Here is a 12,389-nt window from a genome sequence, read left to right on the forward strand (position 1 = left end):
GTGACAGTGCATAGGGTCGTGGGAGGAGACCGCGCCGAGCGCGCGGTCACGGGGCACACGAGAGAAAAACGAGAAGGGACTGCGCGTGACGGTCAACTTGTCCAAGGGTCAGGGCATCAGCCTGCAGAAGGCCGACGGGGGCACCCTGACCGCGGTACGGATGGGGCTGGGCTGGCAGGCCGCTCCCCGCCGCGGACTGTTCGGGTCGCGCACGAGGGAGATCGACCTCGACGCGTCGGCGCTGCTCTTCGCCGACAAGCAGCCCGTTGACGTGGTCTTCTTCCAGAAGCTGGTCAGCGACGACGGCTCGGTGCGCCACACCGGCGACAACCGCGTCGGCGGTGCGGGCCAGGGCGGCGACGACGAGGCGATCCTCGTCGACCTGCAGCGCGTTCCCGTGCACATCAACGAGATCGCCTTCACGGTGAACTCCTTCACCGGCCAGACCTTCGGCGAGGTGCAGAACGCGTTCTGCCGCCTGGTCGACGAGACCACCGGCCAGGAGCTGGCCCGCTACACCCTCGACGGCGGCGGGCAGTACACCGCGCAGATCATGGCGAAGGTGCACCGCGCGGGCAACGGCTGGGCGATGACGGCCATCGGCACCCCGGCCAACGGCCGGACCTTCCAGGACCTCATCCCGGCGGTCCAGGCCAGCCTGTAGGGCTCGGCGGCAGGACAGCCAGCGGTAGGACCGGGCCCGGCGGAGACAGCTCCGCCGGGCCCGTCGGCACAAACGAGCGCGGCGCGACGAGCGCGACACAACAAGGGGGAACGGCGATGACGGCCGAGCTGATGCGGGGGCAGAACCACCCGCTGTCCGAGAGCCGCCTGGAGATCAGGGTCTCGGCGGGCACGCCGGTGGTGGCCGGAGCCACCCTCGGTGACGCGAACGGCAAGGTCGCCGACGCCGCGTGGGTCGCGCACCCCGCCTCACCACAGCTCCCCGGCCTCGAGGTGTCCCGCCAGGCGGCGGCCGACCACCGGCTGGCCGTCGATCTCGACGCCGTCCCGGACGCCGTCCACCACGTCAACGTGCTGCTCGCCCTGCCCGTCGGAGGGGGCGGTCCGGCCCGCTTCGGCGACATGGCGGCGCCCTTCCTCGCCGTGACCTCGCTGGAGGGCGCCGAGGTCGTCAGCTACACCATCACCGACCTGGACACGGAGTCGGCCGTCGTCGCGCTGGAGCTCTACCGCCGGCAGGGCGCCTGGAAGGTGCGGGCCGTCGGCCAGGGCTACGCGGGGGGTCTGGCCGCGATGCTCGCCGACCAGGGGCTGCCCCGGGCGGCCGAGACGGCCAAGGCCATCGACGAGGCCGTCGCCGGGGGCATGGCCCGCGCCGTCGCCCCACCGCCGCCCCGCCTGCCCCAGCAGGAGGGCGCCGCGCGCCGCGCGGCACAGTCCGGCGGGAGTGCCATGGACGCCGGCCGGGCGGCCGTACGGCCCGGCCACGACCCGGAGACGTCCGCCCCCGGCGACGGCGGTGCGGGCGGCCCGGCGGCGCAGCAGCCCCCGGCCACGGGCGGCCCCGTCAGCTATCAGCACCCCCGCCGCCGGACGTCGGCGCCGCCGGAGCCCGCGCCCGCCGCCCCGCCGGCCGAGCCCGGGCAGCCCGCCCGGCCCGTGGCGGGTGACGCCAGCGGCTGGACGATGAACGAGCGGCTCTACAACCAGGTCTGGGGCATGTTCGAGGACCTGGCCCGCACCACCGCCGCGTACCGCAGCGCGGTCGACTTCGCCGAGTCCCGTCTGGAGCAGGAGCTGGACCGGGTGCTCTCCGACCCGCGCACCCGGGTCGGGCCCGCCGCCGACGCCGCCCGGCAGGAGGCGCGCGCCAAGCAGGACGCGCTCGTCGAGCAGGCCCGCGCCGCCCTCGACCGGGACCTCGCCCAGCTCGCCGCCGAGTCCGAGGTCGTCGAGCACGCCCTGCCGCCCGCCTTCGCCTGCTGGGACAGCCCGGTCTGGCAGGGCTACCAGGTGCCGCTGGAGACCCCGATGGCGCTGCGCCTGGGCGATCTGCGCCTGCCGGAGCGGACGAATCTGCGCATCCCCATGCTGGTGCGGCTGCCGCTGGAGCGCGGGCTGTGGATCGACAGCGGCCGGTCGGACGGTACGGACGCCGGCCCGGTGGACTCCGTCGAGATGCGCCGGCTGGCCATGGACACCGCCGTCGCGCACGCCGCGCGACTGCTGGCCGTCTACCCGGTGGGTGACCTCACGGTGCACGTCATCGACCCGGCGGGGTCGGCCGGTGCCGCCCTGGCGCCGCTGCTGCAGTCCGGGGCGCTGAAGGAGCCTCCGGCGGCCGGTGCCCAGGGGGTGACCGCGCTGCTGGCGCGGCTGACGCGGCGCGTCGACCTCGTGCAGATGGCGGTCCGCAGCGGGGCCGTCGACTCCCTGCCACCGGACCTGGACGTCGGCGAGCAACTGCTGATCGTCAACGACTTCCCGCACGGTTTCGACGACCGGGCCGTCACCCAGCTGCGCTACCTCGCGGACGAGGGCCCGGCGGTGGGGGTGCACTTGATGATGGTGGCCGACCGGGAGGACTCCCGGGTGTACGGGCCGGTGCTCGACCCGCTCTGGCGTGCCCTGCTGAGGATCACCCCGGTGCCCTCCGACCACCTCGCCGATCCCTGGGTGGGGCATGCCTGGACCTACGAACCCTCGCTCGTTCCCGCCGGGAGCGAGGTGCTGCAGCAGGTGCTGTGGCAGGTCGGTCAGGCCCGGCGGGCGTACGGGCTCTAGCACACGGCCGCACTCAGTAAACAGCATCTGACCAGGGATTTTGGGGATTTCTTTACTGTTTCTTGGGTCTTCCTGTACTGTTTTTGTACGGAGGAAAGGCCCGTGGACCGAGCGCGGGTGCACGTTCCTCCGGCAGCGACGACGCTGGTAGTTGCCGTACAGAGTGCCGGAGGAACAGTGGACGTTTCCCTGACCCTGTGGGTGCTGACCATTCTTGGTCTGTGCGCCCTCATCGCCGCCGACTTCTTCATAGGGGGCCGCAAGCCCCATGAGGTCTCCATCAAGGAGGCCGGGATCTGGACCGTGGTCTGGATCGTCCTCGCGGGACTCTTCGGGCTGGGGCTGCTGTTCTTCGGCGGCGGCCAGCCGGCCGGTGAGTTCTTCGCGGGCTTTATCACCGAGAAGTCCCTGAGCGTCGACAACCTCTTCGTCTTCGTCCTGATCATGGCGAAGTTCGCGGTGCCGCCGATCTACCAGCAGCGCGTGCTCATGGTCGGGGTGCTGATCGCCCTCGTCCTGCGGGCCGGTTTCATCGGGGCGGGCGCGGCGATCATCGCCAACTTCTCCTGGGTCTTCTACATCTTCGGCGCCTTCCTCATCTGGACCGCCTGGAAGCTCATCCAGGAGGCGCGCGCCGACGCGGAGGAAGAGGAGTTCGAGGAGAACCGCTTCCTGAAGATGGTCGAGAAGCGCTTCCCGTCCACCGACAAGTACCACGGCACCAAGCTGTTCGTCGTCGAGAACGGCAAGCGCCTAATGACCCCGATGCTGATCGTCATGCTGGCGATCGGCACCACCGATGTGCTGTTCGCCCTGGACTCGATCCCGGCCATCTTCGGCCTCACCCAGGACCCGTACATCGTCTTCACCGCCAACGCCTTCGCCCTCATGGGCCTGCGCCAGCTGTACTTCCTGATCGGCGGCCTGCTGCGGAAACTGGTGCACCTCTCCTACGGGCTGTCGATCATCCTCGGCTTCATCGGCGTCAAGCTCGTGCTGCACGCCCTGCACGAGAACGGCGTCGGCGTCCCAGAGATCAGCATCCCGGTCTCGCTCGGCGTCATCTGCGCGGTGCTGATCGTCACGACCGTCACCAGCCTCTACGCCTCCAAGAAGCGGGAGGCGGCGGAGCCGTCCGAGGACAGGGACAGCAGCCTGGTCTAGGGCCGGTTCCTCGGCCGGGGCTTCCGTGCCGCCTGCGGCGGCGAGCGCCCTGCGGGCGCGTCCTCGAACTCCCCCGGCTACCACTGGGAGGTGCCCCCGGACGGGCTGGTTTGGCTGAGCTCAGCCAAACCAGCCCGTCCGGCGCTTGACCGGTCGCCAAGCCCTACGCGGGAGCGTATTCCGCAGCCGGGCCCGGGCCCGGGCCCGGGGTCGCCGGAGCCGGGCGGGTGTCGGGCAGCAGCGCGAAGCAGCCGAGGCTCAGCAGGGCGATCGCGGTCAGATAACCGGCGACGGCCCAGGGCGGTCCGTCGCCCTGGGAGGCCGCGGTCGCCACGATCGGCGTGAGGGCGCCGCCCAGGACGCCCGCCAGGTTGTAGCCGACGGCCGCGCCCGTGCAGCGCACCCGGGGCTCGTAGAGCTCGGGGAGATAGGCCCCGGTGACGGCGAACGTGGCGGTGAAGGCCAGCATCGCGACGACGAAGCCCACCAGCATCAGCACCGGTCGGCCGGTCTGCAGCAGTGCCACCAGGGGGACCATCCACAGCGCCATGGCGGTGCAGCCGATCAGGCACAGCGGGCGGCGCCCGTAGCGGTCGCCGAGCAGGGCGGCCAGCGGGGTGGCCACGCCCTGGGCGGCGACCGCGACCATGATGCAGGCGAGCATGACCGTGCGGTCGACGTGGAGCGTCTCGGTGGCATAGGAGAGCGACCAGGTCGTGACCGTGTAGAAGACGGCGTAACCCGCCGCGAGGCCGCCGGCGGTCAGCAGGACGAGCCGCCAGTGGCCGCGCGCGAGCTCGGCCAGCGGCAGCGAGGCACGGGTCTCCTTGGCGGCCAGCTCCTGGAAGGCCGGCGTCTCGCTGAGCTGGGTGCGCAGCAGCAGTCCGGCCGCCGCCAGGAGGCCCGCGGCCCAGAACGGCACCCGCCAGCCCCAGGACAGGAACTGCGCGTCGGTGAGCGTGGCCGACAGGGAGAGCGTCAGACCGTTGGCCAGGACGAAGCCCACGGAGGGGCCGATCTGCGGGAAGCTCGACCACAGGACCCTGCGGTCGGCAGGCGCGTGTTCCGCGGTCAGCAGCACCGCGCCGCCCCACTCGCCCCCGAGCCCGATGCCCTGGACGAAGCGCAGGACGAGCAGCAGCACCGGGGCGGCGATGCCGATGCTGTCGTAGGTGGGCACCAGGCCGACCGCGACCGTCGCCAAGCCCGTCAGCAGCAGGGAGGCGATGAGGACGGGGCGCCGCCCGTGGCGGTCACCGATATGGCCGAAAAGAATGGAGCCGAGCGGGCGGGCGAGGAACCCGACGCCGAAGGTGCCGAAGGCGGCGAGCGTGCCGATCAGCGGTGAGACGGTGGGGAAGAAGAGCGGGCCGAGGACGAGCGCCGCGGCCGTGCCGTAGACGAAGAAGTCGTAGAACTCGATGGCGGTACCGGCCAGCGAGGCGGTCGCCAGCCGGAACATGGACGGTGAACTCTGGGAACGGTCTCGTTGCATGTAGTGCCCAACTTCCATGGAGATGGCAGGCAACGGGGCGTGGGGGAGCGTGGCGCGGGGCGCGGCGGATATCGGCCGGTCCGTCGGAATGACGGTGGTCTCCGCCCCTCCGCCCCCCGTTCGCGGCCCGGCGCCGCCTTCCCCTGGCGGTACCTCCGCGCTGCCGCCCCCTCGGGCAGCGCAGAGTGGTAAGGACCGGCGGCCATGGCCGCCGGTCCTTACCGTTCAACGTTTTCACTCTGTGCGTTCGCCCGGCCGTCAGGCCGGGGCGGCGTCACCAGCCGCGCTCGCGCCATTCCGCGAGGTGCGGGCGCTCGGCGCCCAGCGTGGTGTCGTTACCGTGGCCCGGGTAGACCCAGGTCTCGTCGGACAGAGCGCCGAAGATCTTGGTCTCGACGTCGTCGAGGAGGCTGGCGAACGCCTTGGGGTCGTCGTGCGTATTGCCCACCCCGCCGGGGAAGAGGCAGTCTCCGGTGAAGACGTGCGCGTGGCCGTGCGGGTCGTCGTAGACGAGCGCGATGCTGCCCGGCGTGTGGCCGACGAGGTGGCGGGCCGTCAGCTCCACGTGGCCGACCCGGATGGTGTCCCCGTCCTCGACGAGCACGTCCGTCGGCACCGGAATGCCCTCGGCGTCGTAACGGCCGGCGTGGGTACGGGCGCCGGTGGCGGCCACCACCTCGGCCAGCGCGCCCCAGTGGTCAGGGTGCTGGTGGGTCGTCACCACGGAGGCGATGCCGCTGTCGCCGATCAGGGCGAGCAGGGTGTGCGGCTCGGCGGCGGCGTCGATCAGCAGCTGCTCGTCCGTCGCCCGGCATCGCAGCAGATAGGCGTTGTTGTTCATGGGGCCGACCGCGACCTTGGAGATCATCAGATCGGCCAACTCGTGTACATCCGCAGGTCCGCCGACCTCTACCGCTCCGCTGTACGTCATGGGATCACCCTATAGCGGAGGCAGCGCGGGCAGCGGGGCGCCACCGGTTTCGAGAACCGAGCCGTCGCACCGTCCGGCGAGCCAGCCCATCAGTGCCGCCGCGGGGCCGGAGACGGAGACGGGCTCACCCTCGATCCGGCCGGTGGACCACTGCGTTCCGCCGTGCTTTCCGTCGGTCGCGCTCAGCCTCAACGCGGGGACGCCGGGGTTGCCGGTGAAGCGCTCCGTGAGGAACTCGATCTCCCGGGCGGTGAACTCCTCGGGCAGGTCCGTCAGTTCGTAACCGATGCCGAGGTCGACGTGGTGCAGCTCGACCTCGACGAGGCGGCGGAAGGGGACGCGCGCGGCGGAGTCGGTGACGCCGTTGCGCATCTCGATCGTGCGGCTCCAGTCCGCGGGCACGTCGGCCGTCCGCAGGAAGCGGGCGGAGCTGTCGCGCAGGTCGGCGAGCTGCACGTCGAACGGACGGGGCGCGTCCCGCTCGATGTCGGCGTCGCGGGCCTCGCCGCTCACGTACATGGGGCGGCCCTCCAGGACGTTCACGAGGGCGTCCGCGTTACGGGCGAGATGGGCGAGGAGGTGGCCACGGGTCCAGCCGGGAAGCCGTGACGGCTCGGCGACGGCCGCGTTGTCCAGGTCGCCGATCGCGGAGAGCAGGCGGTCGGTGGCCTCACGTACAGCGGCGAGGTCGTGCACATGATCAATCATGCCGCCGACGATAGCCGGGCCACACCTTCGGGTGAAGGTGTCCGATCCCGCCCCTAAATCGAATGTACGTGCTATATGGTCGAGGCGTCGCTGACGACACCGCGGGGCCGCGCCGATCCGGCGGCCGGTCCTCGCCCGACCCTCGCTTGTCAGTGGCCCCCCGTACTCTGGATCGAGGGGCGGTGACTCCCCCCGCAGCTCCTCGGAAGCTCCCCGGAGCCGACTCTCAAGAAAGGTGCCGACCGGCGTGGCAGACCGTCTTATCGTCCGTGGCGCTCGCGAGCACAACCTCAAGAACGTCTCGCTCGACCTTCCGCGTGACTCCCTCATCGTCTTCACCGGACTTTCGGGGTCGGGCAAGTCGTCCCTCGCGTTCGACACGATCTTCGCCGAGGGGCAGCGTCGCTACGTCGAGTCGCTCTCCTCCTACGCACGCCAGTTCCTGGGCCAGATGGACAAGCCCGATGTGGACTTCATCGAGGGCCTGTCCCCGGCTGTCTCCATCGACCAGAAGTCGACCTCACGCAATCCGCGCTCGACGGTCGGCACCATCACCGAGGTCTACGACTACCTCCGCCTGCTCTTCGCCCGCATCGGCAAGCCGCACTGCCCCGAGTGCGCGCGGCCCATTTCCCGGCAGTCGCCGCAGGCGATCGTCGACCGGGTGCTCGAGCTGCCCGAGGGCAGCCGCTTCCAGGTGCTCTCGCCGCTGGTGCGCGAGCGCAAGGGCGAGTTCGTCGATCTCTTCTCCGACCTCCAGACCAAGGGCTACAGCCGCGCCCGGGTCGACAGCGAGACGATCCAGCTCTCCGAGCCGCCCAAGCTCAAGAAGCAGGAGAAGCACACCATCGAGGTGGTCGTCGACCGCCTCACCGTCAAGGACAGCGCTAAGCGCCGTCTGACGGACTCGGTCGAGACCGCGCTCGGCCTCTCCGGCGGCATGGTCATCCTCGACTTCGTCGATCTCGCCGAGGACGACCCCGAGCGTGAGCGGATGTACTCCGAGCACCTCTACTGCCCGTACGACGACCTGTCCTTCGAGGAGCTGGAGCCGCGCTCCTTCTCCTTCAACTCGCCCTTCGGCGCCTGCCCGGACTGCACCGGCATCGGCACCCGCATGGAGGTCGACCCGGAGCTGATCGTCCCCGACGAGGACAAGTCGCTCGACGAGGGCGCGATCAACCCCTGGTCCCACGGCCACACCAAGGACTATTTCAGCCGCCTGGTCGGCGCCCTGGCCGACGAGCTCGGCTTCCGCATGGACATCCCCTGGGCGGGGCTCCCGCAGCGGGCCAAGAAGGCGCTGCTGCACGGCCACAAGACGCAGATCGAGGTCCGCTACCGCAACCGCTACGGGCGTGAGCGCGCGTACACCACGTCCTTCGAGGGCGCGGTGCCGTTCGTGAAGCGGCGGCACTCGGAGGCGGAGAGCGACTCCAGCCGCGAGCGCTTCGAGGGCTATATGCGCGAGGTGCCCTGCCCGACCTGTGAGGGCACCCGGCTCAAGCCGATCGTGCTCGCGGTCACCGTGCAGGAGCGGTCCATCGCGGAGGTCGCCGCGATGTCGATCAGCGAGTGCGCCGACTTCCTCCGGGACATGAAGCTCACCGGCCGCGAGAAGAAGATCGCCGAGCGGGTGCTCAAGGAGGTCAACGAGCGGCTGCGCTTCCTGGTCGACGTCGGCCTGGACTACCTCTCGCTGAACCGGGCCGCGGGCACCCTCTCCGGCGGCGAGGCCCAGCGCATCCGGCTCGCCACCCAGATCGGCTCCGGCCTCGTCGGCGTGCTCTACGTCCTGGACGAGCCGTCCATCGGCCTGCACCAGCGCGACAACCACCGCCTCATCGAGACGCTCGTACGCCTGCGCGACATGGGCAACACCCTGATCGTCGTCGAGCACGACGAGGACACCATCAAGGTCGCGGACTGGGTCGTCGACATCGGCCCGGGCGCGGGCGAGCACGGTGGCAAGGTGGTGCACAGCGGCCCGCTGAAGGAGCTGCTGGCCAACAAGGAGTCGATGACCGGGCAGTACCTCGTCGGCAAGAAGTCCATCGCCATGCCGGAGACCCGCCGGCCGGTGGATCCGGGCCGCCGCCTGACGGTCCGCGGCGCCCGCGAGAACAATCTCCAGGACATCGACGTGTCCTTCCCGCTCGGCGTGCTCACGGCCGTCACCGGGGTGTCCGGTTCGGGCAAGTCGACGCTGGTCAACGACATCCTCTACACCCACCTGGCCCGTGAGCTGAACGCCGCGCGGACCGTCCCCGGACGGCACACGCGCGTCGACGGCGACGAGCTGGTGGACAAGGTCGTGCACGTCGACCAGTCGCCCATCGGCCGTACGCCGCGCTCCAACCCGGCCACGTACACCGGCGTCTTCGACCACGTCCGCAAGCTCTTCGCGGAGACGATGGAGGCGAAGGTCCGCGGCTATCTGCCCGGCCGCTTCTCCTTCAACGTCAAGGGCGGCCGCTGCGAGAACTGCTCCGGCGACGGCACCATCAAGATCGAGATGAACTTCCTGCCGGATGTGTACGTGCCGTGCGAGGTCTGCCACGGCGCGCGCTACAACCGGGAGACCCTGGAGGTGCACTACAAGGGCAAGTCCATCGCCGAGGTGCTGGACATGCCCATCGAGGAGGCGCTGGACTTCTTCGAGGCCGTGCCGACCATCGCGCGCCACCTGCGCACGCTCCACGAGGTCGGGCTCGGGTACGTCCGGCTCGGCCAGTCCGCGCCGACGCTCTCCGGTGGCGAGGCCCAGCGGGTGAAGCTCGCGAGCGAGCTGCAGAAGCGATCGACGGGCCGCACGGTCTATGTGCTCGACGAGCCCACCACCGGTCTGCACTTCGAGGACATCAGCAAGCTGATCAAGGTGCTGTCCGGGCTGGTCGACAAGGGCAACAGCGTGATCGTCATCGAGCACAACCTCGATGTGATCAAGACGGCGGACTGGGTCGTCGACATGGGCCCGGAGGGCGGCAGTGGCGGCGGCCTCGTCGTCGCCGAGGGCACCCCCGAGGAGGTCGCCTCCGTCCCGGGCAGCCACACCGGAAAGTTCCTGCGTGAGCTGCTGGGCGACCGCGTGAGCGACGCGTCGGTGACCAAGGCGCGCGGCAACGGCGGCCGGAAGGCCCCGGCGAAGAAGACCGCGTCGGCGGCGGTCCGGAAGACCGGGGTCGCGAAGGCGACGGTCACGACGACGGCGGCAGCCAAGAAGGCCACGGCGAAGAAGGCGACGGCGAAGAAGGCGACGGCCAAGACCGCGACGGCGAAGAAGGCCGCGGTCAAGAAGACGGCCACGCGGGCACCGCGCGCCTGAGCGCGGCCGCGTACGCGCTGTTCCGGCCCCGCCCCGAGCGTCCCCGGACGCCCGGGGCGGGGCCGGCCCGCGTCCGGTCGGCAGCAGCGGCTACGGCGTAACGATGCCCGCGAATCCGGGGGACCGCGGCGCACGGGGGCTGCACCACCGCTGCGCGGCGGTGTCCTCAAACGCCGGACGGGCTGGTTTGGCTGAGCCCAGCCAAAACCAGCCCGTCCGGGGGCACCTCCCAGCGGTAGCCGGGGGAGTTCGAGGACGCGCCCGCAGGGCGCTACCGCCGCAGACGGCGGCGAGGTCGCAGCCAGGCCCCCACCGTGGTGGCCGCTACCCGTCCTGCTCCACCGCGGGGCTACCGCAAAGCTCCGCCGCGTACGGCGGCTGCGCCCCCGCACGGGAGCAGGTGATCGCTGCCGCGCGGGCGGCGAAGGCCAGGATGTCGAGCCAGTCCGCCCCCGTCAGCTCCGGCACGGCGGCGGGCGACAGCGCGCCGTGTTCCGCGAGGCGGTGCAGCAGCGCCGCGTTCACCGTGTCACCGGCGCCGATCGTGTCCACGACCCCGCCCCCGACCGCCGCCGCCGGCACGGAGTACCGCTCCCCGTCGCGGGTGAGGACCGACAGTCCCGCCGCGCCGTCCGTGAGGACCACCGCCGCCGGTCCCGCCGCCAGCCACTCCCGCGCCGAACCGCCCAGCCACCCGGCGTCCTCCACGGACAACTTGAGCAGGGACACCTGCGGCAGCCAGGAGCGGAAGCGGGCCCGGTAGGCGTCGGCGTCGGGGATCAGTCCGGGCCGGATGTTCGGGTCCAGCAGGGTGAACACCCCGCGCCCCGCCTCCCGCCGCAGCAGTGCCTCGTACGCGCTCGCCCCCGGCTCCAGGACCAGCGAGCAGGTTCCCAGGCACAGGGCCGTGACCTCGTCCGGCAGCGGCCCCGGCAGCTCGAACAGGCGGTCCGCCGTGCCGTCGGCGTAGAAGTGGTAGCCCGCCGACCCGTCCGCTCCGACGGCCGCCACCGCGAGCGTCGTGGGCTCGGGGCCACGCCGTACCCATGCGACGTCCACCCCCGCCGCCCGCAGGCCGTCCAGCAGGGCCTCGCCGAAGCCGTCCGTCGACACGCGGGAACAGAAGGCCGTCGGGGTGCCCAACCGTCCGAGCGCGACCGCCGTGTTGTACGGGCCGCCGCCGCGCCGCGGCAGCAGCGCCGGCAGGTCGCCGTCGCCCCCGGCACCGCCGGGCACCAGGTCGATCAGGGCTTCTCCGGCTACGACGATCACGGGAGGGCGTCCTTTCCGATGCGAGGCCGATGCGAGGCCGATACGGGTGCGGGTGCCCAAGCCTGCCACGTCGCAAGCGGACGAAAGGGTGCCGGTATCGTCAAGGCGTCCTCTTCGCAGCTCAGCCGTTGGAGCCCCGCCATGACCAGCCAGCCAGCCTCCCGCCGTACCGTGCTGCGAGGAGCGGCGCTGGCCGGTGCCGCCGGGCTCGGCGCCGCGGCCTGCGGGGGCGGCGAATCGACGCCCAAGGGCCCCCCGACGCCCACCGCCCCGGTGGACCTCGGCGCGTCCTCGGAGGTCCCGGTCGGCGGGTCGCGGCTCTACCGGGAGCAGCGGCTGGTGGTCACCCAGGCCGCCAAGGGCGAGTTCAAGGCGTTCAGCGCGGTGTGCACGCACGCGGGCTGTGTGGCCGACAAGATCGAGGACGGCAAGATCCACTGCCCGTGCCACGGCAGCCTCTTCGACGCCGCCACCGGCAAGGTGATCCAGGGCCCGGCGGGCGCCCCGCTGCCGGCCGTCCCCGTCAAGGCCGCCGACGGCAAGCTGATCGCGGGCCCCGACGCCTGACGGCCCCAGGGGCCCGGTGGGTGGATCACGTGGGTGCACCACCGCCGCGCGGCGGTGTCCTCAAGCGCCGGACGGGGGGGGGGGGGGGGGGGGGGGGGTGCAGGAGCCCGTGCGGAGGCATCCCAGGGGTAACACCCAGGAAGGCACCAAAGACCCAAGGGGAACCCCCCCTCCCCCCA

General features: G+C 71.6%; 9 protein-coding genes. 5 read left to right on the top strand and 4 right to left on the bottom strand.

From position 1 onward, the window contains the following. Positions 1-85: 85 nt before the first annotated feature. The 3 genes from ACZ53N_RS08865 (at position 86) to ACZ53N_RS08875 (ending at position 3,912) form a co-directional block, all read left to right on the top strand. Positions 86-664, top strand: a complete 579-nt coding sequence (locus ACZ53N_RS08865) for a TerD family protein (protein ID WP_130877228.1) — start codon at positions 86-88, stop codon at positions 662-664. Between the two features lie 116 nt (positions 665-780). After that, positions 781-2,748: a TerD family protein gene (locus tag ACZ53N_RS08870; protein WP_469140235.1), complete on the top strand. Its 1,968-nt coding sequence runs from the start codon at positions 781-783 to the stop codon at positions 2,746-2,748. A 177-nt stretch (positions 2,749-2,925) separates the two neighbouring features. After that, the gene (locus tag ACZ53N_RS08875) at positions 2,926-3,912 is read left to right on the top strand and encodes a TerC family protein (protein ID WP_469140236.1); all 987 of its coding nucleotides are present in this window, start codon (positions 2,926-2,928) and stop codon (positions 3,910-3,912) included. A gap of 163 nt (positions 3,913-4,075) precedes the next feature. Here the strand turns inward: ACZ53N_RS08875 and ACZ53N_RS08880 are convergent, their stop codons facing one another. The 3 genes from ACZ53N_RS08880 to ACZ53N_RS08890 form a co-directional block, all read right to left on the bottom strand. After that, positions 4,076-5,407 carry an MFS transporter gene (locus tag ACZ53N_RS08880; protein ID WP_469140237.1) on the bottom strand — a complete coding sequence of 444 codons (1,332 nt, stop codon included), beginning with the start codon at positions 5,405-5,407 and terminating at the stop codon, positions 4,076-4,078. A gap of 274 nt (positions 5,408-5,681) precedes the next feature. Next, a complete protein-coding gene (locus ACZ53N_RS08885) occupies positions 5,682-6,338 on the bottom strand; it encodes an MBL fold metallo-hydrolase (protein WP_469140238.1) in 657 nt (218 codons plus the stop codon). Positions 6,339-6,347: 9 nt separating this feature from the next. Beyond that, entirely contained in the window at positions 6,348-7,046 is a 699-nt protein-coding gene (locus tag ACZ53N_RS08890) for a maleylpyruvate isomerase family mycothiol-dependent enzyme (RefSeq protein WP_469140239.1), read from the bottom strand. A 247-nt stretch (positions 7,047-7,293) separates the two neighbouring features. Between ACZ53N_RS08890 and uvrA the strand changes: the two genes are divergently transcribed. Beyond that, on the top strand, positions 7,294-10,371 hold the full coding sequence (uvrA, locus tag ACZ53N_RS08895) for an excinuclease ABC subunit UvrA (protein WP_469140240.1): 3,078 nt from the start codon (positions 7,294-7,296) through the stop codon (positions 10,369-10,371). Positions 10,372-10,695: 324 nt separating this feature from the next. Here the strand turns inward: uvrA and ACZ53N_RS08900 are convergent, their stop codons facing one another. After that, positions 10,696-11,643 carry a carbohydrate kinase family protein gene (locus ACZ53N_RS08900; protein ID WP_469140241.1) on the bottom strand — a complete coding sequence of 316 codons (948 nt, stop codon included), beginning with the start codon at positions 11,641-11,643 and terminating at the stop codon, positions 10,696-10,698. 141 nt (positions 11,644-11,784) lie between these two features. On the opposite strand from ACZ53N_RS08900, the gene ACZ53N_RS08905 reads away from it, so the two are divergent. Continuing rightward, a complete protein-coding gene (locus ACZ53N_RS08905; protein WP_469140242.1) occupies positions 11,785-12,210 on the top strand; it encodes a Rieske (2Fe-2S) protein in 426 nt (141 codons plus the stop codon). The last annotated feature ends 179 nt before the right edge of the window (positions 12,211-12,389 follow it).

The organism is Streptomyces sp. NPDC033229 (assembly GCF_055576875.1).